The 26,669-nt window shown below is 76.1% G+C and carries 19 protein-coding genes; 11 read left to right on the plus strand and 8 right to left on the minus strand.

All coding sequences use genetic code 11. The features are described from left to right. Nucleotides 1–60 precede the first annotated feature (60 nt). Nucleotides 61–1,152 carry an AI-2E family transporter gene (locus ACZ52R_RS32085; protein ID WP_465754604.1) on the plus strand — a complete coding sequence of 364 codons (1,092 nt, stop codon included), beginning with the start codon at nucleotides 61–63 and terminating at the stop codon, nucleotides 1,150–1,152. A gap of 81 nt (nucleotides 1,153–1,233) precedes the next feature. Continuing rightward, a complete protein-coding gene (locus tag ACZ52R_RS32090; RefSeq protein ID WP_465663179.1) occupies nucleotides 1,234–2,115 on the plus strand; it encodes a Vgb family protein in 882 nt (293 codons plus the stop codon). A gap of 14 nt (nucleotides 2,116–2,129) precedes the next feature. On the opposite strand, the gene ACZ52R_RS32095 is transcribed toward ACZ52R_RS32090, so the two are convergent. Genes ACZ52R_RS32095 through ACZ52R_RS32105 form a run of 3 tightly spaced genes read right to left on the minus strand, consistent with a single transcriptional unit; the run spans nucleotide 2,130 to nucleotide 6,656 of the window. Further along, complete coding sequence (locus tag ACZ52R_RS32095; protein ID WP_465618909.1) at nucleotides 2,130–2,681, minus strand: GAF domain-containing protein; 552 nt, start codon at nucleotides 2,679–2,681, stop codon at nucleotides 2,130–2,132. Beyond that, nucleotides 2,665–3,543 (minus strand): S8 family peptidase, encoded by an 879-nt coding sequence (locus ACZ52R_RS32100; protein ID WP_465754605.1) that lies wholly within the window; start codon nucleotides 3,541–3,543, stop codon nucleotides 2,665–2,667. The genes ACZ52R_RS32095 and ACZ52R_RS32100 overlap by 17 nt, the downstream gene beginning before the upstream one ends. Next, nucleotides 3,540–6,656, minus strand: coding sequence for an adenylate/guanylate cyclase domain-containing protein (locus tag ACZ52R_RS32105; protein ID WP_465754606.1), 3,117 nt, complete (start codon nucleotides 6,654–6,656; stop codon nucleotides 3,540–3,542). Before ACZ52R_RS32105 ends, ACZ52R_RS32100 begins: the two co-directional genes overlap by 4 nt. A gap of 382 nt (nucleotides 6,657–7,038) precedes the next feature. Between ACZ52R_RS32105 and ACZ52R_RS32110 the strand changes: the two genes are divergently transcribed. From ACZ52R_RS32110 to lanKC, 3 genes are all read left to right on the plus strand, one after another. Further along, nucleotides 7,039–7,224, plus strand: a complete 186-nt coding sequence (locus ACZ52R_RS32110) for a hypothetical protein (protein ID WP_360503011.1) — start codon at nucleotides 7,039–7,041, stop codon at nucleotides 7,222–7,224. Nucleotides 7,225–7,327: 103 nt separating this feature from the next. After that, the gene (locus tag ACZ52R_RS32115; RefSeq protein WP_465754607.1) at nucleotides 7,328–8,548 is read left to right on the plus strand and encodes an MFS transporter; all 1,221 of its coding nucleotides are present in this window, start codon (nucleotides 7,328–7,330) and stop codon (nucleotides 8,546–8,548) included. Between the two features lie 55 nt (nucleotides 8,549–8,603). After that, nucleotides 8,604–11,192, plus strand: coding sequence for a class III lanthionine synthetase LanKC (gene lanKC / locus ACZ52R_RS32120; RefSeq protein ID WP_465754608.1), 2,589 nt, complete (start codon nucleotides 8,604–8,606; stop codon nucleotides 11,190–11,192). Between the two features lie 19 nt (nucleotides 11,193–11,211). On the opposite strand, the gene ACZ52R_RS32125 is transcribed toward lanKC, so the two are convergent. After that, nucleotides 11,212–13,071 (minus strand): AfsR/SARP family transcriptional regulator, encoded by a 1,860-nt coding sequence (locus tag ACZ52R_RS32125; RefSeq protein ID WP_465754609.1) that lies wholly within the window; start codon nucleotides 13,069–13,071, stop codon nucleotides 11,212–11,214. A 665-nt stretch (nucleotides 13,072–13,736) separates the two neighbouring features. On the opposite strand from ACZ52R_RS32125, the gene ACZ52R_RS32130 reads away from it, so the two are divergent. The 4 genes from ACZ52R_RS32130 to ACZ52R_RS32145 all read left to right on the plus strand — a co-directional run bounded on the left by ACZ52R_RS32130 (nucleotide 13,737) and on the right by ACZ52R_RS32145 (nucleotide 18,325). Then, nucleotides 13,737–14,453: a response regulator gene (locus tag ACZ52R_RS32130; RefSeq protein ID WP_465754610.1), complete on the plus strand. Its 717-nt coding sequence runs from the start codon at nucleotides 13,737–13,739 to the stop codon at nucleotides 14,451–14,453. Between the two features lie 313 nt (nucleotides 14,454–14,766). Then, entirely contained in the window at nucleotides 14,767–15,141 is a 375-nt protein-coding gene (locus tag ACZ52R_RS32135) for a hypothetical protein (RefSeq protein WP_465618923.1), read from the plus strand. Between the two features lie 221 nt (nucleotides 15,142–15,362). Further along, a complete protein-coding gene (locus ACZ52R_RS32140; protein ID WP_465618925.1) occupies nucleotides 15,363–16,058 on the plus strand; it encodes an ABC transporter ATP-binding protein in 696 nt (231 codons plus the stop codon). Beyond that, nucleotides 16,055–18,325, plus strand: coding sequence for a hypothetical protein (locus ACZ52R_RS32145; protein WP_465754611.1), 2,271 nt, complete (start codon nucleotides 16,055–16,057; stop codon nucleotides 18,323–18,325). Before ACZ52R_RS32140 ends, ACZ52R_RS32145 begins: the two co-directional genes overlap by 4 nt. A 138-nt stretch (nucleotides 18,326–18,463) precedes the next feature. Here ACZ52R_RS32145 and ACZ52R_RS32150 read toward each other — a convergent pair whose 3' ends face one another. Beyond that, nucleotides 18,464–20,161 carry a sensor histidine kinase gene (locus ACZ52R_RS32150; RefSeq protein WP_465663281.1) on the minus strand — a complete coding sequence of 566 codons (1,698 nt, stop codon included), beginning with the start codon at nucleotides 20,159–20,161 and terminating at the stop codon, nucleotides 18,464–18,466. A 357-nt stretch (nucleotides 20,162–20,518) separates the two neighbouring features. Between ACZ52R_RS32150 and ACZ52R_RS32155 the strand changes: the two genes are divergently transcribed. After that, the gene (locus ACZ52R_RS32155; RefSeq protein WP_465618929.1) at nucleotides 20,519–21,397 is read left to right on the plus strand and encodes a universal stress protein; all 879 of its coding nucleotides are present in this window, start codon (nucleotides 20,519–20,521) and stop codon (nucleotides 21,395–21,397) included. Between the two features lie 88 nt (nucleotides 21,398–21,485). Here ACZ52R_RS32155 and ACZ52R_RS32160 read toward each other — a convergent pair whose 3' ends face one another. From ACZ52R_RS32160 to ACZ52R_RS32170, 3 genes are read right to left on the minus strand one after another with little or no spacing between them, the layout of a single operon-like run. Then, entirely contained in the window at nucleotides 21,486–22,001 is a 516-nt protein-coding gene (locus tag ACZ52R_RS32160; protein WP_465618931.1) for a copper chaperone PCu(A)C, read from the minus strand. A 50-nt stretch (nucleotides 22,002–22,051) separates the two neighbouring features. Next, nucleotides 22,052–24,418 carry a heavy metal translocating P-type ATPase gene (locus ACZ52R_RS32165; RefSeq protein WP_465754612.1) on the minus strand — a complete coding sequence of 789 codons (2,367 nt, stop codon included), beginning with the start codon at nucleotides 24,416–24,418 and terminating at the stop codon, nucleotides 22,052–22,054. Beyond that, a complete protein-coding gene (locus ACZ52R_RS32170; protein WP_360503033.1) occupies nucleotides 24,415–24,576 on the minus strand; it encodes a hypothetical protein in 162 nt (53 codons plus the stop codon). The genes ACZ52R_RS32165 and ACZ52R_RS32170 overlap by 4 nt, the downstream gene beginning before the upstream one ends. A 565-nt stretch (nucleotides 24,577–25,141) precedes the next feature. Between ACZ52R_RS32170 and ACZ52R_RS32175 the strand changes: the two genes are divergently transcribed. Continuing rightward, nucleotides 25,142–26,653, plus strand: coding sequence for a TROVE domain-containing protein (locus ACZ52R_RS32175; protein WP_465754622.1), 1,512 nt, complete (start codon nucleotides 25,142–25,144; stop codon nucleotides 26,651–26,653). Nucleotides 26,654–26,669 lie beyond the last annotated feature (16 nt).

Genomic DNA, 26,669 nt, shown 5'->3' on the forward strand with positions numbered 1-26,669 from the left:
CACATTCTCTGCTGAGCTGGGTCGGTTCGGACCCAACGACGATCCCCGGCGGAGGTGGCCGTGTCCGTGGAGCGCCCGCCCGGCAGGCAGCCCGACCACCGCAGGCCCTACCTGATGCTGCCGCCCGCGCTGCGGCAGGCGGCGGCCTGGGCGATGGCGGTGATCCTGCTCATCGCGGTCGCCTCGCTGGTGGTCTTCGCGCTGGTCGAACTGCGGGCCGCCACCGTGCCGTTCGTCCTGGCGCTGCTCGGAGCCTCACTGCTCTACCCGGTGGTGCCCTGGCTGGTCGGGCGGGGCGTGAGTCGGGGCCTCGCCGCCGGGCTGACCTGCATGGTGCTGGTCGTGGCGGTCGGCGGGGTCCTCGCGCTGCTGGTCAACTCCCTGGTGCACAGTGCCCCGCAGATCGCCACCTCGCTGCCGCAGGCCGGGCACCGGCTGGCCGAGTGGCTCGGCCCGTTCGGGGAGAAGATCCAGCACGCCCTGAACAACGCCAAGGGCGAGACCAACTCGCTGGTCTCGACGCTGACGAACGGTGTGCTCTCCGGGCTCGGCCTGCTCACCCAACTGATCACCGGCGGGGTGCTGGCGCTCGCCCTGGTCTTCTTCTTCCTCCGCGACGGCCACTGCACCGCCGACGCCATCCGCTCCTACCTGCCCGGACCCGGCGCCGAGACCGTGGTCGCCTGCGCAGAGCGGGCCTTCGACGCGATGGCCGGCTTCATGCGTGGCACCACCCTGATCGCCCTGATCGACGCGGGCTTCATCACCATCGGCCTGGTCGCCCTCGGCGTGCCCGGCGCCCCCGGCCTCGGCGCGCTGGTCTTCATGGGGGCCTACATCCCCTTCGTCGGCGCCTTCCTGTCCGGCACGGTCGCCGTCCTGGTCGCCCTCGCCGACGGGGGCCTCGGCACGGTCCTGTGGGCCCTCGGCGTGGTGCTCGCCGTGCAGATGATCGAGGGCAACATCCTCCAGCCCGTCATCCAGAGCCGGACCGTCGAGCTGCACCCGGCCACCATCATGGTCGCCGTGGTGGCCGGCTCCGGCATCGCGGGCATCATCGGCGCCCTGCTCGCCGTCCCGGTCTGCGCGGCGGCGACGGGTGTCATCTCGGTCCTGCGCGGCGTCCCGGGGCGGGCGGGCGGCGGGGCGTGAGAAGCCGGTTGCCAGGCCTGCGGTCCCTGTGTGAACATCACTAATGCGACGGCAGTCGCGATAGTGCCGGGAGGGGTGCGGATGGAACTGTTCGAGGTGGCCGAAGCGGGGGCCGGGCCGTACGGGGTGGCCGTGGGGGCGGACGGGAGCGTCTGGTTCACGCTGGTGCATGCCGGGGAGATCGGGCGGTTGGCGGCGGACGGGGCGGTCCGGCGGTACGGGCTCGGGGCGCCCGGGTGCGGGCCGGCGGTGATCACGGCCGGCCCCGACGGGGCGATGTGGTTCAGCCGGATGCGGGACCACCGGATCGGGCGGATCGACGGGGACGGGACGGCGGGCTCGTTCGCGCTGCCGGGCGAGAACGCCGGACCGTACGGGATCGCCGCCGGGCCGGACGGGGCGGTGTGGTTCACCGAGATGAACGCGAACCGGATCGGGCGGATCACGCCGGACGGGGAGGTGACGGAGCACCCGCTGCCGGTCGCCGGGGCGTTTCCGTCGCTGATCACGGCCGGGCCGGACGGCACCCTGTGGTGCACGCTCAACCAGGCGGACGCGGTGGCGAGGGTCGGTACGGACGGGCAGGTGACCGTCCACCGGCTGCCCACCGGGGGCACCGCACCGGTCGGGATCACCGCCGGGGCGGACGGCGCGCTCTGGTACGTCGGCATCGGCGGCGGGCTGGTCGGGCGGATCACCGTGGACGGCGAGGTGACGGAGTACCCGCTGGCCGACCGGGCCGCCAAGCCGCACGCCATCGCGGCGGGGCCGGACGGCCGGCTCTGGTTCACCGAGTGGGGCGCGGGACGGATCGGGGTGCTCACCCCGGACGGGCGGCTGGACGGCCGCCCGATCCCGGGCGAGGGCGCCGAGCCGCACGGCATCGCCGTCGCCCCGGACGGCACGGTGTACGCGGCGCTGGAGCGCGGCGAGATCCTCCGCCTGGCCCCGGCCCGGGGCTGAGGCCCGCACCCGCCTCAGCGGCGCAGCAGTTCCTCCAGGTCGGCGAGGAGGCCGAGGGCGGCGGCGCGGTCGGGGACCGGCTGCGGGGCGGGGGCGCGGTCGGCGATCACCCGGAGGGCGGCGGCGGCCTGGCGGGCGAACATGGCCAGCAGGTCCAGTTCGGGCAGGCTCGCGCGGGCCTGCGGGGCCGGGTCCAGGACCTCCAGGACGCCGAGCACCCGGTTGCCGTGGGTGAGCGGCGCGGCCATCAGGGCATTCGGGACGTACGCGGTGGACTGGGCGAAGTCCCGGTCGAAGGTGCGGTTCGCGCCCAGGTCGTCGACCACCATCGGCTCGCCGGAGGCGGCGACCCAGCCGGCGATGCCCCGGCCGGCCGGGAAGCGGCGGCCGACCAGGGACTCCTCGCCGCGCCCCGAGACGGCCTGGAACACCAGCTCCCCGGCCGTCTCGTCGAGCAGGCAGACCGAGCCCGCCTGGGCGCCGAAGATCGCCCGGGCGACGTCCACCACCGACTGCAGCAGCTCGCGGGCCAGCGGATCGACGGCGGGGTCAGTGCTGAGGGTCATCGGGCGCCTCCGGGGTGGGGGTGGTCGGGACCTGGACGTTGGCCGCGGTGAGGTAGAGCGCGCTCTTCAGCTGGAAGGTGGTCAGCCTCGGCCGCCGGGACAGGATGCGGGCGCAGAGCCCGGCCACGTACGGCGTGGCGAAGCTGTTGCCGGTGGTGCGGATGGTGGCGCCGCCGAGCCAGGGCACCCGGACGTTCTGGCCGGGGGCGAAGAACTCGACCGGCGGCGCCGGGTTGTACAGGTGCAGGGCCGGGTCGTCCTCCTGGTGGCTGCCCACCGAGATGACCGAGGAGAACCGCCAGGGGAAGCTCTCCACCGGGGTGTTGTGGGCGGAGGCGACGATCGCGGTGCGGGCGAAGAAGGCGTCGTCGGCGATCGCGTGCAGCTCCTCCAGGAAGCGGGTCCGGGTGGTGGAGAGGCTGAGGTTGACGACGTCGAAGCCCTGCCGGACGGCCCAGCGCAGTCCGGCGATCAGCATGTCGCCGGTGCCGGTGAAGCGCTCGCCGAGCACCCGGACGCTGTACAGCTCGCAGTCCGGGGCGGTGCGGCGGATGATGCCGGCGCAGGCGGTGCCGTGGCCGCAGGTGTCGCCGGCGGTGTCCGGGCGGACGGTCAGCTCCCGGGTGACCGGGTCCTTGACGACTGCCCAGGAGCCCTGCAGCGGGCCGACCAGCGGGTGGTCCGGCTCGACGCCGGAGTCGACCACACAGACCCGCACGCCCTTGCCGGTGGCGCTGCCGCCGTTGCCGCCGTCACTGCCGATGGTGTCGTCGGTGTCGTCGGTGAGGCGGTCGGCGAGCACCGGCAGGTCGGCGGGGGCGCGGTCGCGCAGGCTCCAGGTGAGGCCGGCCGGGCCGTTCACCGGGTGCCCCCGAGCCGCTCGGCCCGCCGGACGCCGGGCAGGTGGCCCTTGGCGGCGAACCGGTCCCGGGCGGTGGCGGCGGCCGCGGCGGCCTCGGCGGGGCGGTCGAGCAGCAGCAGGGCGTGCGCGCGGTCGAGCGCGGTGAGCGCCTGGAGCAGCAGCGACTCGGTGGCCTCGGCGGCACGCAGGGCGGCCGCGGTGAGGTCCAGCGCCGGCTGGGCCTCGCCCCGGGCGGCGGCGAGCCGGCCGCGCAGCGCGTCCAGCTCGATGGCGAGCACCGGCGCCAGTGCGACGGTGGCGTCCGCGCCGTCCAGGTGGCGGGCGGCCTGGGCCGGGCGGTCGATGTCCAGCAGGACCCGGGCGGTGGCGAGGGCGAGGCGCGGCAGCGGGGCGGCGGTGCCCTGACGGCGGGCGATCTCGGCGGCGTCGGCCAGCAGGTCCAGGGCCTGGCCGGACTGGCCGGTGGCGGCCGCGGCCTGGGCGGTCAGCGCGGGCAGCGCGACCATCGCCTCGGCCAGCGACAGCTCCCCGGCCAGGCCGTTGGCCTCGGCGAGCAGCAGCTCGGCCTCTGCGGGGCGGTCGCGCAGGGCCAGCAGGACGGCCAGCGGGCCGTTCAGCGCGACCCGGACGGTTCGTCGGCCGGTGCCGTGCTCGGCGAGCAGGGCCCGCAGTCGGAAGGTGGCGTTCGGGACGGGCTCGGGGCCGGTCAGCAGCGCGGCGGCCAGCGCGGCCAGCACGGCGGCCCGGTCCAGCTCGGCGTCGGTGCGGCAGACCTGGTCGAGTGCCTGGTCCAGCAGCTGCCCGGCCTCGGTGTGCCGGCCCGCCAGCAGGTGCTCCTCGGCCAGCCGCAGCCGGGCGCGGGCCTGGCCGAGGTCATCCCCGGTGTCGCTGAACAGCGGCAGCACGGCGCGGGCGGTGGCGGCGGGCTGGTCCTGGCCGGGCGGCAGGCCCCGGGCGGCCAGGGCGAGCCGGGCGTGCGCGGCGTCCAGCGGGTCGGCGGCCGCGTCGCGCACCTGGGCGAGGACGGGCAGCGCCTCGTCGGCGCGACCGAGTGCGAGGCGGGCCTCGCCGAGGCGGCGCAGGACGGGGCCGGCGGCGCGCTCGTTCGGGTAGTGCAGCCGGACGGCCCGCTCCAGCAGGTCGGTGGCGGCGGGCAGGTCGGCGCGGGCCAGGGCGCCCGCCCCGGCGGCGCCGAGGGCGGCGGCCGCGCGGGTGCGCAGGGTGTCGGTGCGGGCGTCCAGCAGGCCGAGTTCCAGCCGGTAGCGGTGGGCGCGTTCCAGGTGGCCGCCGACGGCGGCGTCCCCGGCGGAGCGGACGGCCGGCAGGTCGGCGGCGCGCTCGTGGCGCTCGGCGCGGGCCCGCTTGGACATCGACTGGTAGACCGACTCCTGGACCAGGCCGCTGCTGAACCGGTAGCCGGTGCCGGTCGGTTCGACCAGGCGGCGCTCGGCCAGCCGGGCCAGCGCGGCGTGCAGCCGGGGCGGGGTGTCGTCGCCGTCGGCCGGCGGGCCGACCGGCAGGCCGTCGATCGGGCCGGTGAAGACATCGTCCTCGGGGTCGGCGAAAGCGTCCTGGTCGGTGCCGCCGTGGGCGAGTTCGGCCAGCTCGGCGGCGGTGAAGGCGCGGCCGAGCACGGCGGCGAGGTCCAGCGTGGCACGCTCGTCGCGCTCCAGCCCGTCGATCTGGGCACTGAGCAACGCCCTTCCGGCGGGCGGGAGTTCGTCGACCAGGGTGGGCCCCTCGGCCTCGGTGAGGGCGGCCAGCAGCTCCTCCAGGTGCAGCGGGTTGCCCTCGGCGCGCTCCAGTAGCCGGGTGGGCACCGCCTCCTGGTGGGCACTCAGCTCGGTCAACTGTGCGGCCAGCAGCGCGGATTCGTCCCAGGACAGGCCGCCGACCAGCAGCGTCGGCACCTCCGGCCGGACGGCCGGGAGCTCGGGGCGGGCCAGGCACAGCAGCAGCACGGGGGCCGAACCGAGCGCGGCGGTCAGCCGCTCGGCGGCGTCCAGCAGCGCCGGACCGGCCCACTGGCAGTCGTCCAGGACGAGGACGGCGGGGCGCTCCACGGTGCGTCCGCGCAGGATCGCGGCCAGCAGCTCCAGCGACTGCCCGGCGCCGACACCCGGCGCGGTCGCCTCGTCCAGCCGGGCCAGCGCCTCGGCCGGAGCGGCGCCCTCCGGCTCGTCCAGCAGGGTGCGGACGGCCTCGGCGAGCGGCGCCAGTACGCCCTGCTCGCCGAAACTGCGGCAGCGGGCGGTGCCGCAGCGCGCGGTACGCCGGCCCACCCGCTCGCGCCACTCGCGCACCAGACGGGTCTTGCCGATCCCGGCCTCGCCCGCCACCAGCAGCAGCTCGGCACCCGAGCCGCCCGCCACCCGGGCCAACGCGGCGTCCAGCTCGGCCAGTTCACGCTCCCGGCCGACCAGCGGGACGTCGAAACGGCGCAGCAGCTCCGGGTCGTCCTCGTCCAGGCCGACCAGCCGGTAGGCGGTGACCGGCTCGGCCTTGCCCTTGAGCCGCAGCGGGCCGACCTCGTCCACCTGGGCGGCCGGGCCGGCCGCGCGCAGCGTCTGCGGGCCGATCAGCACCTGGCCGGGGGAGGCCTGGGTCTGCAGCCGGGCGGCGATGTTCACGGTCTCGCCGGAGATCAGCGCCTGACGCGCCGAGGCGTCCGAACCCGCCACCACCTGACCGGTGTTGACGCCGATCCGGACGTCCAGCCGGACCCCGAGGGTGGCGTCCAGTTCGGTGTTGAGATCCTCCAGGTCCTCCAGCATGGCGAGCGCGGCGGCCAGCGCCCGGTGGGCGTCGTCCTCGCGGATCACCGGGACGCCGAAGACGGCCATCACGGCGTCGCCGATGAACTTCTCCAGGGTGCCGCCGTGCGCCTCGATCTGTCGGTGCATCCGCTCGAAGTAGCGCAGGATCACCTCGCGCAGCGTCTCCGGATCGAGCGCGCCGGACAGGGCGGTGGAGTCGACCAGGTCGCAGAAGACCACCGTGACCAGCTTGCGCTCCTCGGCGACCAGGTCGAGGGCGGCGGCCCGCGGTGTGCCGCAGGAGGGGCAGAACTGGTCGTTCGTGGCGACGAGTTGGGCGCAGAGTGGGCAGGGCATGGGGCCGTCCTTCGGTCGTCCTCCGCTGTGCGGGGCGTACGGGGCGCGGGCGATGCGGGTGTTCGCGGCCGTGCAAGGCGTTCGGGCGTGCGGCGTGTTCGGGTGTTCGGGCGTGCCGGGTCAGGGTTGCGGGGGCGGCTTCGGGCCCGGTTCGGGACCGCCTGGCGACCGGTATGGCCGCAGGCGGGGCGGGGTTCGGCGGGGTCGGGCCGGGCCCCGTGGCGTGGGGCGGCGTCGTCGGTGGCATCCAAGACCTGCGGGCATACCGGTGCCCAACCGGCTCCGAAGCCGGGCGCAGCCGGCCCCGCCCACCATGTGGTCGGCACGGCGGGCAGCCGCCCGTCGCCACCGTAACGGCTTACCTGTGGAAGGGAGTTCGACCATGGCTGAGAACATCGACCAGAACGTCGACCAGAACATCGGCGAGAACGGCGAGGAGACCCCGGAGGTCGAGGCGCACGCCGCCAACGTCCTGGACCTGCAGTCGATGAAGGTCCTCGCCGAGTCCTCGGATGGCAACTGCTTCAGCCTGATCAGCTACGTCGGCGGCGCCGAGACCTCTGCCTGACCGGCACCGGTCGCCGGCCGTAGCGCAAGGCTTCCGGGGCGGTCCCGTCGACACGGGGCCGCCCCGGCCCGATCTGCCACCACCCCCACCCCGGAGGACGGCCATGGAGCCCACCCCGCTCGCCCGCAACCGGGACTTCCGGCTGCTCTGGGTCGGCGGCCTGCTGGCCTCGCTCGGCTCCCAACTCGCATCGATCGCCCTGCCGTTGCTGGTCCTGCGGGAGACCGGATCGGCCGCCAGGGCGGGCGCCATCGGCACCGTCTCGGTCGGCGCGCTGCTGCTCACCATGCTGCCCGGCGGTGTGCTCGCCGACCGGATCGAGCGGCGCCGGCTGATGCGGATCTGCGACGTCGGCAGCCTGCTCGCGGTCAGCGCCCTGGTCGTCGCCGTGCTGCGGGGGCACGCCCCGCTGGTGCTGGTCCTGCCGGTCGCCGCCGCCGGGGCACTGATCTCCAGCGTCTACGGGCCCTCCGCCGGCGCCCTGCTGCGCGCCGTGGTGCCGCGCGAGCAGGCCCGGGAGGCCTCCTCGCGGATGCAGGCCCGCGGCGCCGCGGCCCGGCTGATCGGACCGCTCGGCGGCGGCGCGCTGTTCGCCTGGCACCCGGTGCTGCCGTTCCTCGCCGAGGGCATCGGACTGCTGCTGTCCACGATCTGCGTGGCACTGATGCGGACCCGCTCGATGCCCGCCGAGAAGAGCGGATCGGTGTTCAGCAAGCAGGAGTTGACCGCCGGGCTGGCCTTCATCTGGCAGCAGCCCTACCTGCGGACCCTGCTGCTGATCTTCGGCCTGGGGATGAACTTCGCGTTCAGTGCGCTGATGTTCGCGACCCTGGCCGTCGCCTCCGACGGCGGGCACTCCGGGGTCGGCGGCGGCACGGTCGTCTCCTGCACCGCCGCCGGGGCCCTGGCGGGTGCGCTGCTCGCCCCCCGGCTCGGCGCCCGGGCGCGCGACGGCAGCCTGGTGGCGCTCGCCTGCTGGGCGTCCGCGCTGACGGCCGGGGTGCTGACCGTGACCAGGGTGCCGCTGCTGATCGGGCTGCTCTGCGCGGCCTGCATGTGCCTGTCCACCGTCGCCAGCATCGGCTTCGTCTCCGGCATGCTGCTCGCCGCGCCGCCGGACCGGATCGGCCGGGTGCAGAGCGCCGCCGGCTTCCTGTCCACCCTGATCCAGCCGTTCGGCCCGCTGGTGGGCGGCATCCTGCTCGGTTCCCTCGGCGGCACCCGGACTTTCGGCCTGCTGGCGATCGCCATCGCGGTCTGCGCGGCCGTGGTCACCTGGGCGCCGCCGGTACGGCGCGGGCCGGTGCCGATCCCCGCCGTCTGACCCATCCCCGGACCCCGTCCCCAGGCCCGCCCGGAACCGGAAGAGGAGGCGCGCCATGGCCGGCGCCCACGAGACCCAGCTGTACTGCCTCGCCGACCCGACGTACTACGACACCCCCGGGCGGCTGCGTGACCGGGCGAGCCGCTACCCGCTGGGGCTCGGCGAGCCGCCCGACGGCTGGCGGCGCGAGCAGCGCGGACTGTGGACGGTGCTGCGGCCCGACGGTGTCCGGCTGCCGGAGCAGGGCTGGAAGCTGCACGTGTCGGCGGTGGAGGGCGGCGCAGAGGGCACACTGGCCGTCGTCGCGCGGATCTGCCGGGCGCACCGGGTGGCGTTCAAGTTCCTACGCAGCGCGGCGGCGTTGCGGGTGGCGAACGGCAAGTTCACCGGGCGCGGCAGCGGCGGCAAGTTCATCACCGTCTACCCGGAATCCGATGAGCAATTCGCGCGGCTGGCAGTGGAGTTGGCGGAAGAACTGGAGGGGCGCCCCGGGCCGTACGTGCTGACCGACCTGCGGATCGGCACCGCCCCGGTGTACGCACGCTACGGCGCGTTCGTCGAACTGTGGTGCCAGGACGAGACCGGCCGGCCGGTGCCCGCGCTGCGCGACCCCGCCGGGGAACTGGTGCCGGACTCGCGGGAGCCGGTGTTCCGGCTGCCGGAGTGGGTCGAGCCGCCCGAGCTGCTGCGCCCGCACCTGGCCGCGCGGGACGCGGCCGCCGGGGACCTGCCGTACCGGATCCTCGAGGTGCTGCAGTTCTCCGGCGCCGGCGGGATCTACCTGGCCGAGCGCCCGGGCACCGGGGAGCGGGTGGTGCTGCGCGAGGCCCGCCCGTACGCCGGACTGGACGCCGCCGGTGCGGACGCGCCGACCCGGCTGCGGCGCGAGCAGTGGGCGCTGGAACGGCTGGCCGGGCTGGACTGCGTGCCCCGGCTGCACGAGGTGCGGACGGTGTGGGAGCACATCTTCCTGGTGCAGGAGCACATCGAGGGCGTCCAGCTGTTCACCGAGGCGATCCGGCGCTATCCGCTGGTGCACCAGAACTGCACGGCCGAGCAGCGCGCCGAGTACGCGCACTGGGTCGAAGGGGTGGTCGCCGCGCTGGAGAGGGCGCTCGGCGCGCTGCACGGGCGAGGCGTGCGGTTCGGGGACCTGCACCCGGCCAATGTGATGCTCCGGCCGGACGGTTCGGTGGTGCTGGTGGACTTCGAGTACGCGGCGGAGCTGGACGACCGGCGGGTGCCGACGGCGGGCGCGGCCGGGCTGCGGATCCCGCCGGGCCTCGACGGCGCCGAGGCGGACCGGTTCATGCTGTGGGCGACCTGGCTGATGCTGCTGATGCCGGTGCTGGAGCTGGCCGACCGCGACCCGGGGAAGCTCGCGGCGCTGGAACGGCGGGCGCGGGAGTGGTTCGGACTCGGGCCGGAGGAGGGGCCGGTGCGGCCAGGAACAGGAACAGGAACAGGAACAGGAACAGGGGCAGGGGTAGCGGCAGGGGCGCGGACGGCGTTGACGGCGTCCACCGAGTCGGCGAGCGAGCGGCGGGGCCGTGAGCTGCTGGACGGCCCCTCCTGGACCCCGGCGCGGCGCGAGCTGATCGCGGGCATCCACGCGGGAGCCACCCCGGACCGGCCGGACCGGCTCTTCCCCGGGGACGTGGCCGGGTTCGCCGACGGCGGTACGGGCGTCGCCCACGGCGCCGCCGGGGTGCTGTACGCGCTGCACCGCGCGGGCGCCGACTGGCCGCAGGAGTACGCGGACTGGCTGGTCGCCGCGCTGCGCCGGCGCGGAGCGCGGCCGGGCACGGCCGGGCTGTACGACGGCCCGCTCGGCGTCGCGGTCGTGCTGGCCCGGGTGGGGCGGCCGGAGGCGGCGCAGGAACTGGTCGCCCGGGCGCGCACGGCCCGTCCGGCGCGCCAGGCCGGCCTGTTCGGCGGCCGGGCCGGCGCCGCGCTCGCCCGGCTACGGCTGGCGGAGGCACTGGACAGCCGGCGGGAGGCGGCGGACGCGCTGGCCGACGCCTGCGAGCTGGCGGCGGTGGTCCGGGGAGAGACGGTGGACGGGCTGGACGCGCCCCCGGCGGCCGGGCTGCTGTACGGGCTGGCGGGCATCGCGCTGCTGCAGCTGCGGTTGTACCGCCGCACCGGTGAGCCGTGGCTGCTGGACTCGGCGCGCCTCGCGCTGGAACGGGCGACGGCGCAGTGCGTCCGGGTGCCGGACGGGTCGCTGCAGGTGCTGGAGGCCGGACGGCGGCTGGCGTACCTGGACCGGGGGAGCAGCGGGATCGCCCTGGTGCTGCGGGAGTACCTGGAGGCGGCCGAACTGCCCGGCGGGGAGGCGTTCCTGGCGGACGTCCGGAAGGTCTGCGCGCCCGGGTTCATCCGGGAGCCCGGGCTGTTCCGGGGGCGGGCCGGGCTGACGCTGGCGCTGGACCGGCTGGGCGGGACGCCGGAGGCCGTGGCCGGGCAGGTGGCGCGGCTGCAGTGGCACCTGGTGGCACGGCCCGAGGGGCTGCTGGTGCCGGGGATGCGGCTGCGGCGCTTCTCGGCGGACCTGCACACGGGGGCGGCGGGCGTGCTGCTGGGGTTGTGGGGGCTGGAGGAGGAGCGCGGGGACGTGCTGGACCTGCTGACGCTGGGGTGATCAGGATGTTGACGGTGCGTCAGGAGGCGGTCTTCAGGTGCGCGGCCGCGCGCTCGCGGGCGTGCAGGTGGGTGAGCCGGGGGAGCGCGTAGAGGGCGGCGTGGGCGGTGACCTCGCCGACGGGGGAGGTGACCGCCCCGGTGTCGGTGAGCGACTCCAGGGTGCGCAGGGCCAGCCGCTCGGGGCGGCCGAGGGCGGCGGCGGCCTCCGGGAGGGTGAAGAGCAGGGACAGCGGCAGGGCGGCGAGCCGGGCGAGGGCGAGCCGGCCCTGGTCGGTGAGGTCACGCCAGCCGGAGTCGAGGCGGGCGCGGACGGTGACGTCCCCGGCGACCAGCTCGTCCAGGGCGCCCGCCGGATCCTCCAGCCGCGCCGCGTACTCGGCCGGCGGGAGGTGGCGCAGCACGGCCAGCCGGGTGCCCGCCACCCGGACGGCGAGCGGCAGCAGCCCGCAGGCGTCCACGATCCGGGCGGCCGCCGCACGGTCGGTGCCGATCCGGCCGGTGCCGACGATGCGGCCGAGCAGCTCCAGGGCCTCGGCGGGGGCCAGCGGCGGGACGGTGATCCGGTGCACCGAGGCCAGGCCGGCGAGCTGGCTGCGGGAGGTGACCAGGACGGCGCTCGGGCCGTGGCCCGGCAGCAGCTCACGGACCACGGACTCGCCCGGGGCGTCGTCCAGGATCAGCAGCATCCGGCGTCCGGCGAGCGAGGCCCGCCACAGGGCGGCGGCCTGGCCGGGGTCGGCCGGGGCGGGATCCACGGGGGCGGTGCCGGATCGGGTGGAGAGGGTGGAGAGGGCCGTCAGGGTGGCGAGTTCGGCGAGCACCTCGGGCAGCGGGCGCGGGGCGCCGTCGCCGGTGCGCAGCCGGACGAGCAGCCGGCCGTCCGGGAAACGGTCGGCGAGCAGATGGCCGGCGTGCACGGCGAGCGCGGTCTTGCCGCTGCCGGCCGGCCCGGAGAGCACCGTGACGCGTCCGCTGCCCTCGCCCAACTCGGCGATCAGCCCCCGCAGTTCGACGCTCCTCCCGGTGAAGTCGGCGGTGTCGGCGGGCAGCAGGACGCCGTGCGGGGCGGCGCCGCGCTCCGGGCGGGCCGCAGCGGGCCCGCTCCGGCCACGGGCGAGCAGCTCTCGGTAGCGAGCGGTCAGGGCAGGGCTCGGCTCCAGGCCCAACTCGCGGGCGAGCAGCTGACGGTGGGTGTCGTACACGGCGAGCGCCTCGGCCTGTCGGCCGGAGAGGTGCAGCGCGTTCATCCGGGCCGCCTGGAGGCGCTCGCGCAGCGGGTGGCGCTCGGCGAGCTCGGCCAGCTCCTCGGCGACGGCGGCGGCGTTGCCCAGCTCCAACTCCGTTTCCGCCCAGTCCTCGTGAACACCCAGGCAGCGGGCCTCAAGCCGCCGGGCCTCGGCCTCGACGGCGGGCGAGGAGCGCAGGTCGGCGAGCGGCGCGCCCTGCCACAGGTCGAGGGCCTGACGCAGCAGCCGGGCGGCCGGGGCCAGCGCACCGCCGTCGGCGGCCGCCCGGCCGGCCCGGGCCAGGGCGCGGAACCGCAGGAGGTCGAGCTCGGGCTCGGCCGCCCGCAGCAGGTAGCCGCCGGCCGAGTGGACCAGCCGGTCGGGACCGTCCTCCCGGCCGAGCAGGGTGCGCAGGGTGCAGATGTAGACCTGGAGGTTCTTCCGGGCAGTGCGCGGCGGCTCCTCGGGCCAGACCGCGTCGGTGAGCAGGTCGACCTGCACGGCCGTATTGACGCGGCTCAGCAGCACGGCCAGCACCAGCCGCTGCTTCAGCGGCCCGAGGGCCAGCGGGCGGCCGCCGGCCTCGCCGGCGAGCGGGCCGAGGACGGAGAAGCGCAGCCGGGCGGGGGCGGCGGTCTGGGCCAGGGGCATCGGCGTACCTCCGGGGCGAGGGCGGGGCGTGACCGTTCGGCGGTGCGAAGGCGGTGCGAAGGCGGTGCGATGGCGGTGCGAAGGCGCTTCGAGGGCGGTCCGAGGGCGGTGCGATGGCGGTCCGTCGAAAGCGGCGATGGCGGTTCGTCGGTGCGCGCAGGCTACTTGACGGTCGATCGGCACTGAAGGGCACGGAATCGGGCGGGTTCGCGCACTCCGCCCTCACAGCTCGGGCGCCCGAGGATGGGATCGGTGGGTGGTTCCGTAGGGGTGTGCGGATGGCGTTCCGGCAGGCCGGGCGGGGTGCGGGGCGGCGGCGGGACCCGGGGCGCGGGTGGTGTGGGGGCGTTCGTCGGCCGGGTGTCCGGGGACGTCGGGACGGCGGCGTTCCGGTGGTTCTCGACCGGGCCTCCGCAGCCGGGCGAGCGCAGCCCGAGCGGATGGGGGTGTGGCCGGGAGCTCCCGGTCGGGAGGTCCCGGGCGGGAGGTCCCGGGCGGGGCCCGGGACCGGGGGCGGTCCCGGGCGGGTGTTGGGTAGGTGTTGGCAGAGCCACCGAGCCCGACGCAATGGGGCCCTTCGGCCCTGGGACCCGGCCGCGCGGTGGGCGATGATGCCCCGGGGCCCCGCTGGGAGTGGGCGGGGGTGACGAAGGTGGAGCCGCGCAATGGCGACCAAGGCCGAGGGTGCCGGGGCCCCGGCACCCGTACGGGTGTTCCTGCTGGACGACCACGAGGTGGTGCGCCGAGGCGTGCACGACCTGCTGGACGGCGAGCCGGACCTGGAGGTGGTCGGCGAGGCGGCGACCGCCGAGCAGGCGCTGGTCCGGGTGCCGGCGCTGCGGCCCGACGTCGCCGTGCTGGACGTCCGCCTGGGCGACGGGGACGGTGTCTCGGTCTGCCGCGAGCTGCGCTCCCGGTTGCCCGACCTCGCCTGCCTGATGCTCACCTCCTTCGACGACGAGGAAGCGCTGCTGGACGCCGTGATGGCGGGCGCCGCCGGGTACGTGCTGAAGCAGATCAGCGGGACCGACCTGGTCACCGCCGTCCGCACCGTCGCCTCCGGCCGCTCGATGCTCGACCCCGGCGCGACGACCCGCCTGCTCAACCGGCTGCGCAGCGACGCCGAACCCGCCCAGCCGGTCACCGTCGCTCCCGGACTGACCGTGCGCGAGCAGGAGGTGCTGGCGCTGATCGGCGAGGGCCTGACCAACCGGCAGATCGGGGAACGGCTCTACCTCGCCGAGAAGACGGTGAAGAACCACGTCTCGCGGCTGCTCGCCAAGCTCGGCGTGGAGCGGCGGGTGCAGGCGGCCCTGATCGCCACCGAGCTGCGCCGCGCGGCCGCCGCGCGGCCGTCCCCGCTGCGCGGCGGCCGGGGCTGACGGGCGGCACTCTTCGTAGGGCCGGCCCGATGACCTGCCCGCTCTCCGTGAACTCGACCGGAAGCGGGCGCTGGAGCTGTCGGCCCGGGGCGCCGTCGGACGGGTGGTCCACATCATTGGCGCCCTCCCGGCCGTCATCGGCCGCCTGGCGTAGCTGTCCGTGACGGATGCATTGCCTCCCGTGGTACTTCCCCGAACTTTCGAATTTCTCTTCCGTGCCGTCACATTCGATCGCCGGTATCCGTCGGATGTGTGCAGGGCGCGGCAGGAGCGCCCCTGGGGAATGCCCGAACCACCCATGGAGGAAAGAGTCATGAACTTCCGTCAAACCGCGTCCCGGATCGGCCTGATGGCGGCCGGCCTTGCCGTCGTCGCCGGTGGCGCGGGCGTCGCCCACGCCGACATGGACCGCTACACCACGGGCTCGCACTCGTGGCGGACCGGCAGTGGCGCCGGCGCCCCGAACGCCATGGCCGCGGTGATGGACACCAAGGCGGACGGCAACCCCGTCTACACCCGGTACAACCGCAACTACCCGAGCACCGAGCTCTACTCGCTGTGGAACAAGAGCGGTGAGGGCACCACCAGCTACAGCGGCGCGGGCGGCGTGATCTGGGACATGAAGACCTGCGTGTCCATGCCCGCAGCGGAGGACTACTGCAGCATCTGGTGGTCCGACGACCACTGATCCCCGGGCGACCCCTAGGTGAATCCCCGGCGACGTCCCGGGGATCCCCCGGCGGTGTCCCGGTGACCTTCCGGTGACGTCCGGCGGGGCGGGTAGCGCTGCCCGTCCCGCCGGACCCCAACTCCCCCCAGCCCACTGAACTCCGAATTCCCCCCCCGCCGCCCGAGGCGGAACTCCACCATTCGTGAACACACAGCGGCTACGAAAGGCCCGGACCGTACATGACTGACGAACCGCCGGTCGTCATCCGCAGGCTCAGCTACCACATCGGCGACCGCCGACTCCTGGACGGAGCCGAACTGTCCGTCGGGGCAGGCGAATCGGTGGCGGTGATGGGACCGTCCGGTACCGGCAAGAGTTCGCTGCTGGCCCTGATGATCGGCCTGGCCCGGCCGTTGGCCGGCGAGCTCAGGGTCGCCGGCGAGGACGTTCCCCGGCTGAGCGGTGCCCGTCTCGCCGCCTTCCGCCGGAACCGGGTCGGCATGGTGTTCCAGTTCGGTGAACTGCTGCCGGAGTTGGAGGCGGTGGAGAACGTGGCCCTGGCCGGTCTGCTGGCCGGCCGGTCCCGGCGGGACGCCTTGGCCGAGGCACGCGCACTGCTGTCCGACGTGGGCCTGACCCATCGCGCGGGCGTGACGACGGCGGCGCTGTCCGGCGGCGAACGCCAGCGGACCGCCATCGCCCGGGCCCTGATGGGCGCCCCGCCCGTGCTGCTGGCCGACGAGCCCACCGGATCCCTCGACGAACCGGCCCGCGACCGGATCACGCGACTGCTCTTCGACCTGCCCCGGAGCCGCGGCTGCGCCCTGGTGGTCGTCACACACGACTCGGCGGTGGCCTCCGCCGCCGACCGGACCGTGCTGCTCCGGGCAGGGAAACTGGTCGAGGACTCCGCCCTGATCGGTGGCGCCCGGTGAACGGCGGGCCCGGGCCGCGCGGGAGCGGCACCCCTCGGGTCGAGCGGCCGGACGGCCGGCCGACCGGTCGGCCGGGGGAGTGGGCGGGCGCGGGCGCGTGGACGCGGTTCGTCGCCCTGCTCTGCGCCACGGCGGTGCTGGTCCTCACCGGCGGCGCGTTCGTGGCAACCACGGCCGCCTACACCGGACGCGAGACCCGTTCGGATGCCCGAAACCCGGTGATAGCCGCCGAGGGAGAGCACTCCACCGCCCTGTGGACCAGCCACTGGGACTCCTACCGGGGGCGCCAGTTCGCCGTCGTCCTGATCTTCCCGCTGACCGACGCCGCGCCCCTGCCCCCCGGTGTCGCCCACTGGCCCGCCCCGGGCGAGGTGCTGCTCTCCCCGGCCCTGCGTGACGGGCCGCCGGAGGAGGACTTCACCCACCGCTACGGGACGGTCGCCGGAACCATCGGGCAGCAGGGCCTGGCCTCCCCCGGAGAGCGGCTCGCCTACGTCCGGCCGACCCCCGAGATGGCCGCGACCACCAAGCGGTGGGTCGGCATCACCGGCTACGGCGACGGCTCCAAAGCGGCGTTCGGCGACATCCGGATCGTCCGTCCGGCCACCGAGCTGGCGGCTGCGATGGCGGTCCTGCTCGCGCTGCCCGCCCTGGTGCTGGCCGTCGCCGCCGCCCGGATGGGCGCCGTCCGGCAGGACCGGCGGCTCGCCCTGCTGACCGTCCTCGGCGCACGCCGCCGTGATCGGGCCAAGGCCGTGCTCGCGGCGGCGGTCCGGCCCGTCGCGGCCGGTGCCGTGGCCGGCACCGTGCTGCTCCTGCCGTTCCTGGCCGTCGACGTCGAACTGCCGTGGATCCACTACCGGTTGGCCGCCGTGGACCTACGGCGGGCCTGGCCCTGGCTCGGCGCGACCACCGTTCTCGCCACCGCGCTCGTCGGCGCCGTCCTCGTCCTGGTCCGGCCGCGGAGCGCCACCGGCACCGGCCGTCCGACGCGGCCCGCCGGTACCGGGGCGGCCAGGCCGGGCCGGGGAACGGAGGGGCTGCTCCGGGCGCCGGGGCTCGGGATGTGCGGCGGCTTCCTCCTGCTCGCCTGGTGCGCCGGCCCCCTGTTCGACGGGGGCCACCTCAGCGCGCAGGTGTTCATCGTGGCCACCACCGGACTGCTCGCCACGTTGCCCGCGGCCGTCTCCTGGGGCGTCTCCCGCGCGGTGGGCCCGCTCGCGGCGGCCGCTGCCCGCCGCAGCCGCGGCCCCGCGCTGATCGCGGCCCGGACGGCCGCCGCCAACCCCGGCCTGGTGACCAGGCTGACCAGCGCCCTGCTGATCTGCGTCGGCCTGCTCGGCGAGGCGCAACTGCTCACGGACTACACCACCATGTCCTCCGGCGGCCCCTCCCGGGTGGCGGCGGCCGGGGTCGGCAGGGCGGCGGTCATCCAGGCCTCGGCGGCCGCCCGACCCGACCAGCGCTTCCTCGCCGCGCTCCCGCCCGGTGCGCACACCGTCTCCTTCGGCTCCGGCCCGGCCGGCAGCCTGCTGATCCAGGCACCCTGCGCGGAACTGACCGCGCTCGCCCTGCCCTGCCCCGCCGGGGGCGGAAGCGCCACCGTCCCCGCCGGAAGCCTCGACCGGCGGCTGCGCGAGGCCGTGCTGGACGACCGGGGGAGCGCCACGCCGGCCGGTGTGACCGTGCGCGCCGGGGCGCTCGCCGGTCTACGGGACGACGGTTCGCTCTGGCTGGCCGTCATCGGCGACCACGACCGCGACAGCGACAGCCCGCTGGACGTCCCGGCGGTGAAGGCCGCCGCGTACCGGCACCTCGGGGTGACCGCCAACGTCGACGTTCCCGGTCAGCGCGACGAATCCGCGGCCGGCGCCCACCAGGCCCGCTGGGTGACCTTCCTCGGCGGGGCCGGCGCCCTGGTGCTGCTGCTCGCGATCGGGTTCGGCGCCCTGGCGGAGGTCCTCCAGTTCGCCACCGCGGTCGCGCCGCTCACACCCCTGGGAGGTGACGGCACGCTGGTCCGGGCCGCCGCCCGGCACCTGCTGGGCCTGCCGGTCCTGACCGCCGTCCTGCTCGCGATCGCCCTGGACACGGTGCTGGCCCTGCCCCGGATCCAGACCCCCGCCATGCTCGCCACCCCCGCCCGGTCGCTCACCGACTACGGCGTGCTGCTCGGCACGGCCGCGCTGCTCGCCGCCGTCATCGCCGCCGCCGCCGGAACCGCCGCGGCCGGCCTCGGCAGGCGCTGGACACCGACGGGGGACTGACCGGCCGGGGCCTGAGTGGCAGGGAGCTGGACGCAGCGCCAACTCCCCAGGCGTCATGTTCTTCTCTCGTCGGAGCCGGTCGCACCGGGAGGGGCTCCGGCGGGAGAACGCCCGCCCTCCGGCCCTCCCACGGGGGCCTCACGGCCCGATCGGGGCCTCCCACACCAGCCGGGCTCCGCCGTCCTCGCCCGGGCCGACGGTGAAGGACCCGCCGACCCGGGCGGCGCGCTCGGCGAGGTTGCGCAGGCCACTGCGCCGTCCGCCCTCGGGCACGCCCACGCCGTCGTCCGTGACGGTCAGCACCACCCGCCCGGCGAGGGCGCGCAGTGTCACCTCGACCCGGGAGGCGCGGGCATGCCGGGCGGCGTTGCTGAGTGCCTCGGCCAGGACGGCCACCACGTGCTCGGCCAGTTCCTGCGGCACGTCGGTGTCCAGCAGGCCCTCCATGCTCAGTCGGGGTGCGAAGCCGAGCGGTCCCTGCGCTTCGGTGACCACCCGGGTGGCCCGGGCGCGCAGGCCGTGGTCGGGCTCGCTGTGGGCGCGCAGGCCGAAGATGGTCGAGCGGATGATCTTGATGGTCTCGTCCAGGTCCGCCACCGCCCGGGCGACCCGGTCCGCGGCCGCCGGACTCTCGATCAGCCGGCCCGCGCTCTGCAGCGTCATCCCGGTCGCGAACAGCCGCTGGATCGCCAGGTCGTGCAGGTCCCGGGCGATCCGGTCACGGTCCTCCAGCAGGTTCAACTGCTCGGCGTCGCGCCGCCGTTCGGCCAACTCCAGAGCGAGCGCGGCCTGGTCCGCGAAGCCCAGCAGCGGGCCGGTCTCCTCCGGCCCGAAAGCCGGCTGCCCCTGCGCCCGGGCCAGCAGCAGCACGCCCCGCCCGTACCCGGCGCCGGTGCCCAGCGGCACCGCCACCGCCGCGCCCAACCCGTCGAAGCGGCCCGCCGGGCCGGCCGGGAAGCGCGCGTCGCAGGCCGGCTCGTCACTGGTGACCGGCGAACCGGAGACGTACGCGGCGCCGGACAGCGTGCCGTCCACCGGCACCGTCACCCCCAGCCGCGCCGACGGGGTGCCGCCCAGCGCGACCTCCACGGTCAGCTCCTCGGCCCGCTCCCGCGGGCCGGCCAGCACCACCGACACGTCCGCCAGCTCGGCGCCGGAGATCTCCCGGGCCCGCCGGGCGATCAGCTCGACCACCTCCAGGCGCGGCGCGCCCGACAGCAGGCTGCGGGTGATCTCGGTGCTCGCCCGCAGCCAGCGCTGGCGCTGCTGCGCCTCCTCGTACAGCCGGGCGTTGTCGATCGCCACCCCGGCCGCGACCGCCAGGGTGGCGATCACCGCCTCGTCGTCCTCGTCGAAGTCCAGCCCGCCGCGTTTGTCGGTCAGGTAGAGGTTGCCGAACACCTCGCCGTGCACCCGCACCGGCACCCCCAGGAAGGTGTGCATCGGCGGGTGGTTCGACGGGAAGCCCACCGAGGCCTGATGGTCGGACAGCACCGGGCAGCGCAGCGGCTGGGGCTCGCGGATCAGCTCGCCGAGGATGCCCCGGCCCGAGGGCGGCGGGCCGATCTCGGCGATCTCCTCGTCGGTCAGACCCACCGTCAGGAACTGCGACAGCGAGTGCCCGTCCGGCCCGATCACCCCCAGCGCGCCGTACCGGGCGTCCACCAGGTCCACGGCGGCCTCGACGATCCGGTGCAGCGCCTGTGCCAGGTCCAGCTCGCGGCCGACCGCGAGCACCGCCTCGAGCAGGCTGTGCACCCGGTTCTGCGTGCCGCGCGCCGCGTCGATCCGCCACTGGAGCTCCTCCAGCAGCTCGTCCAGGCGCAGCCGGGGCATCCGAGGGCCGCCACCCGCCGCGCCGCCGTCCGCTCCGCCCACCGCTGTCCTCCTCGTGTCCCGCCCCGACCCGGCCCTGCGTCGACCGGCCCACCTCTGCCCCCGCCCCCGCCCGGCGCGGGCGCCGTCCGACCAGCGGGAATGTCCCGTTCACGGTAGTGCCCGGGTGTCGGCGGGGTGCACGGCGGGGTCGGTCGTAGGCTCCGTCGGGCGGGCCTTTCGTCCCGTGGCCGAGGGCCCTGCGGCCTCTGTCGTGGGGCCGGGCGCCGCTGCCAGGATGGGGAGGAGCGGACGAGGCGTCAGCGCGCGCCGTGTCCGGTGCCGAACCGCCGACTGACGACACCTGGAGGAACGTTCATGAGCGAGCGGAGCGAGTCGACGTCGACCGTGCTGGCCGGAGTCGACGGTTCGCAGCAGAGCACGGCCGCCGTGCACTGGGCTGCGGCGGAGGCGGTGCGCCGGGGCTCTTCGCTGCGGCTGGTGTACGCGTGGCCGTGGCTGACCGACGGGGTGTCCTCCTACGCCGAGCCCGACGACCTGCCCGACGCCGTCCAGCGGACCCTGGCCGCGGCGGCCGAGGAGATCCGCGGGCGCCACCCGGAGCTGGCCGTGGAGACCGACGCGGTGTTGGACGCGCCGGTCGACGGCCTGGTGGCCGCCGCCGCGGACGCCGACCTGCTGGTGCTCGGTTCGCGCGGCCTCGGCGGCTTCACCGGGCTGCTGCTCGGTTCGGTCAGCAGGTCGGCGGCCGGGCGCAGCCCGGTGCCGGTGGTCGTGGTGCGCGACGCCCAGGAGGGTGTGGAGGCGGCGGCGGAGGAGGTGGTGGTCGGCGTCGACGGCCACAGCCCGGCGGAGGAGGTGTCGGCCTTCGCCTTCCGCGAGGCCGCCCTGCGCGGTGCCCGGGTCCGGGCGGTGCACGGCTGGGACCTGCCGCCGCTGTTCGGCTACGCGGGCGGGGCTGTCCCGGAGGGTGAGGTCGCCCAGTTGGAGGCGCTGGAGGCGAAGCTGCTTTCGCTGGCCCTGGCCGGGCTGCGCGAGCAGTACCCGGACGTCGCGGTGGTCGAGGACGTCCGGCTGGGCGCGGCCCGCGCGCTGGTCGAGGCCTCGGCCGGGGCCGCGCTGGTCGTCGTCGGCCGACGCCACCGCCCGGCCGAGTTCGGCCCCCGGCTCGGCCGGGTCGCGCACGCGGTGCTGCACCACGCGGAGGCGCCGGTGGCGGTCGTCCCGCACGAGTGAGGCGACCACGGCGGGGCTCCCGGCCCCCGGCGGGAGACAGAGCCGAACGGCTGTCGCCCGCCGGGGGCCGGCGCATGCAGCCCGCCGGTTAGTTGCGCGGCCGGTCAGCCGGTGCCAGTACCTGGGCCCTGAGCCGTAGTTCGGGGCTGTGGCGGAAGGCGAGGGTGAACTCCACCCACTGGCCGGCCCGTAGCGGCGGCGGGTCGGCGATCATCAGGTCCGCGTCCTCCGGGGACATCGCCAGCTCGCCGCCGCCCGGTACGGGCAGGGCCGGGGCCGGTTCCCAGCGGCCCGCCGCGCCCTGGTGGAGGTGCCGCTTCAGGGTGATCCGCCCGCCGAACTCCCAGCTGGCGCCGGTCAGTTCGTCCGGCACGTCGCCCGGGTTGCGGATCGTGAAGAAGGCCGACGTGGCCGTGGCCGCGCCCGCCGTCGGCAGCAGCACCCAGCCCGGCCCGGCCTCGACCGGGCGGGTCCGGCCGGCCCCGCCCACCGCCGTCCACCCGGTGAGCAGGACCAGCGCCAGCGCCGCCGCGCCGACCGGCGGGCCGACGACCTTCAGCCGCTCCAGCGCGCTCATCGCCGAGACCCGTTTCCGCGCGGTCATCGCCGGGCTTCCCTCCCGCGCGCCCGTCGCCGGGCTTCCCTCCCGCGCGCTCATCGCCGGGCCCCCTTCCGGCGGTCGAGGCCCATCCCGCGCGCCGAACCGCCCCGCCCCGGCTCCCAGGTGCGCAGCCGCAGGCTGTTGCCCACCACGAGCAACGAGCTGAGCGACATCGCGACCGCCGCCAGCATCGGGTTGAGCAGTCCGACCGCGGCCAGCGGGATCAGCACCAGGTTGTAGCCGAAAGCCCACAGCAGGTTGGCCCGGATCGTCGCGAGGGTCTGCCGGGCCAGCCGTACGGCGTCCACCACCGCCTCGATGTCGCCGCGGACCAGGGTCAGTCCGGCCGCGCCGATCGCGGCGTCGCTGCCCGAGGCCAGTGCCACCCCGAGGTCGGCCGAGGCCAGCGCGACCGCGTCGTTGACGCCGTCGCCGACCACGGCCACGGTCCGTCCGGCGGCGCGCAGTTCGGCCACCACCTCGGCCTTGTGCTCGGGCGACGCCGAGGCGTGCACCCGCTCGATGCCCAGCTCCTGTGCCACCGCCCGGGCGGCGCCGGGGCCGTCCCCGGTCAGCAGGACGGTCTCCAGGCCCATCCCGCGCAGCCGGTGCAGCGCCCGCCAGCTGCCTGAGCGCAGCGTGTCGCCGACCGTCAGGACGGCCGCCGGGCGCCCGTCCAGCTCGACCAGGACGGCGGTGCGGCCCGCGTTCCCGGCCTGGGCCACCGCCTCGGCCAGGGCCGGGGGCAGCGCGATGCCGTCCGGGCGGACCACCCGGACGGCCCGGCCCCCGACCGTCCCGGACACCCCGAGGCCGGTGGCGGCCGCGAAGCCGTCCACGGCGGGCAGGTCGCCGCAGCGTTCCCGGGCCGCCGCCGCGACGGCCCGGCCGATCGGGTGCTCGGAGCGGTGCTCGACCGCGCCGGCCAGCCGCAGCACCTCCTCCTCGCCGGCGCCGTGGGCCGGGCCGCCGTGGGCCGCCGCACTGTCGGCCGCGGCGCTGTCGGCCCCAGCGCCCTCGGCCGCAGCTCCCTCGGCCGCAGCTCCCTCAAGCGTGGTCACCGCGGTCAGTTCCATCCGGCCGGTGGTGAGCGTCCCGGTCTTGTCCATCACCACGGTGTCCACCCGGCGCAGGCTCTCCAGCACCTCCGGGCCGCGCACCAGCACACCCAGCTCCGCGCCCCGCCCGGTCGCCGCCAGCAGCGCCGTCGGTGTGGCCAGCCCGAGCGCGCACGGGCAGGCCACCACCAGCACCGCGACGGCCGCCGTCACCGCGGCCTGTGGGGCCGCGCCCGCGCCCAACCAGAAGCCCAGCACGGAGGCCGCGACCGTCAGCACACAGGGCACGAACACCCCGGCCACCGCGTCCGCCAGCCGCTGCGCCCGCGCCTTCCCGGCCTGGGCGTCCGCCACCAGGGCGGTGATCCGGGCCAGCTGGGTGTCCGCGCCGACGGCCGTGGCGCGGACCACCAGCGCGCCGCCGACGTTCACCGTCGCGCCCGCCACCCGGTCCCCGGGGCCGACCTCGACCGGCACGCTCTCCCCGGTCAGCAGGCTCAGGTCGAGCGCCGAACCGCCCTCGACCACCACCCCGTCGGTGGCTACCCGCTCGCCCGGGCGCACCACGAACTCCTGCCCGGGCAGCAGCAGTTCGATCGGTACCAGACGCTCCTCGCCGTCCGCCTGCCGCAGGCACACCTGCTTGGCGCCCAGCTCGGCCAGCGCCCGCAGCGCGGAACCGCTGCGCCGGCGCACCCGGCCCTCCAGCAGACGCCCGGCCAGTACGAACAGCGGCACCCCGACCGCCGCCTCCAGGTACACGTGCGCGGTGCCGCCGCTGTCGGCGGTCAGCGAGAACGGCATCCGCATGCCCGGATCCCCGGCCTCGCCGAACACCAGTGCGTACGCCGACCAGCCGAAGGAGGCCACCACGCCCAGGCTGACCAGGGTGTCCATGGTCGCCGCCGCGTGCCGCAGCCCCTGCCAGGCCCGGCGGTGGAACGCGGCCGAGCCCCAGGTCACCACCGGGACGGCCAGCGCGAAGCACACCCACTGCCAGGCGGTGAACTGCAGCCCGGGCGCCATGGACAGGACCAGCACCGGGACGGCGAGCAGCGCCGTCACCAGCAGCCGCCACCGCTCGTCCGGCTCCTCCGCCGCCGCCCCGACCGGGACCCCGGCCGGCGCCAACGCGGCGGTGTAGCCCGCCCGTTCGACGGCCGCCACGAGGTCGGCGGCCGACACGTCGGCCGGGTGCAGCACCCGGGCCCGCCCGGTCGCCAGGTTCACCCCGGCCGTCACGCCGTCGATCCGGCCCAGCCGCTTCTCCACTCGGCCCACGCACGCCGCGCAGGTCATCCCGCCCACCGCCAGATCGGTGGACACCAGGGCGTCGGCGTCGGTCCCCGCGACGGCGCTCATCGCATCCCGCCCATGCCGTGCCCGTCCATCCCCGGCGACGCCCCGCCCCCGCTGCCCGGCCGCAGCCCGGGCGCCACCGGCCCCACCTGCCGGCCCACCCCGTAGGCCACCACGAACACCACCACCAGCAGCAGGGCGAACCCCGCCAGCACACTCAACGGCCGGACACCCGGCGATTTCGCACTCACCCCACAGCAGTCGGACGGATCCCTGGATCGGTTCCCGTACGCTCCGAAATCCCCTGGCGAATCCTCTGGTGAATCCCCCGGCGAAGTCCCCGCGCGAACCAGCCGAACAATTCGGATGACGGGCCGGGGCCCGACCCGGTAGCGTCCGGGACGGCGCCTCCCGATGCGCCCGGCCCCGGTTACTTCCTGACAAAAACAAGTGCCACCGGTGCCACTTCTGATCCCGGGAGGCGCCGTCCCGGCGTGCGCCCGCACACCTCGGCCCCGCACCTCAGCCCCGCCATCCCCGCCTCTCTCCACCCCTCCGCGCCTCAGCCTGACCACCCACCAGGGGGACTTCTGCATGACCCGGTTCAGCCGCCAACGGACCAAGGCCGCCACCAGGGCCGAGATCCAGCGAGAACTACCGGGACTCACCAGGCGCGGGGTGTCCTCCCCGCTCGCCACCGACGGCCAGTGGCCGATCCCGGAGGTCCGGCACCTGCGGTGTGCACCGCCTCCGGTGATCTCGCGCAGGAAGGCCGCCCCCAGTGGGATGCTCGGCCCGGGCGGGGCGGTCATCAACCACCAGGGCGGCACCGGGTACGTCCGGGAGCCGAAGTCGGAGCTGTTCCTCCTCGCCGTCTCCCACCTGTTCGGGCAGGAGAGCTTCTACGAAGCGGCCGTCGAGCGCGACGAACGCTACCTCCGCCTGATCCGCGAGCAGGCCGTCAGCGACCCGCTGTGGACCCTCGGCCTGCTGCGCTGGCTGCGCGCCGAGGCCCGGATCCGGACCGCCGCACTGGTCGGGGCGGCCGAGTTCGTCCACGCGCGGACCGCCGCCGGCGCCGCCGGGTACTCCCGGCAGGCCGTCGACGCCGTGCTGCAACGGCCCGACGAGCCGGGGGAGTTGCTGGCCCACTGGACCGCCCGGTACGGCCGCCGGCTGCCCCAGCCGCTGCGCCGCGGCATCGGCGACGCCGTCCGCCGCCTCTACACCGGCCGCGCCCTGCTGAAGTACGACACCCCGTCGCACCGCTACCGCTTCGGCGATGTCCTGGAGCTCACCCACCCCGCGCCCGACCCGGCCAAGCCCTGGCAGGGCGCGCTGTTCCGCTACGCCCTGGACCGCCGCCACCGCCCGGAGCGCGCCCTGCCGCCCGCCGACGAGGGACTGCTGAGCGCCCACCACGCCCTGCTCGGTGTTCCGCAGGCCGACCGCCGCGCACGGGTCACCGATCCCGGCGGCGCGGACCGCCTCGCCGAGGCCGGGATGACCTGGGAGGCCCTGGCCGGCTGGCTGCGGGGCCCGCTGGACGCCGCCGTCTGGGAGGCCGTCATCCCCTCGATGGGGCCGATGGCGCTGGTCCGCAACCTGCGCAACTTCGACGAGGCGGGCGTGGGCGACGAGGTGGCGGCGGAGGTGGCCCGCCGGGTCGCCGACCCGGAGGAGGTGCGACGGTCCCGGCAGTTCCCGTTCCGCTTCCTGGCCGCCCACCGCGCCACGCGCTCGCCGCGCTGGGCCGACGCCCTGGAGACCGCCCTCGGTCACTCGCTGGCCAGGGTGCCCGCGTTGCCGGGCCGCACACTGGTGCTGGTGGACCGCTCAGGCTCGATGTTCGACCTGCCCTCGGCGCGGACCCAGCTCAACCGGGCGGACACGGCCGCCATCTTCGGCACCGCGCTCGCCCTGCGGGCCGAACAGGCCGACCTGGTCCAGTTCGGCAGCGGCAGCCGGGTGGTCGAACCGGAGCCGTCGGTGCTGCAGACCCTGCGGCGCTTCCGCAACCTGGGCGGTACCTCCACGGCCGCCGCGGTCCGCACGCACTACCGGGACCACGACCGGGTGGTCGTGGTGACCGACGAGCAGACCCACTGGGCGCCGTACGACGTCTTCGAACCCGTCCCCGAGGACGTCCCGGTCTACACCTGGAACCTGGCCGGCTACGCCACCGGCCACACCGCCCCGGGCCCGCGGCGCTACACCTTCGGCGGCCTCAGCGACGCGTCCTTCACACTCATCCCGCTGCTCGAACGCGGCCAAGCCGCCGCCTGGCCCTGGGAGTGATCAGGGCCGCACATCA

The sequence above is a fragment of the Kitasatospora sp. NPDC034023 genome (assembly GCF_055575795.1).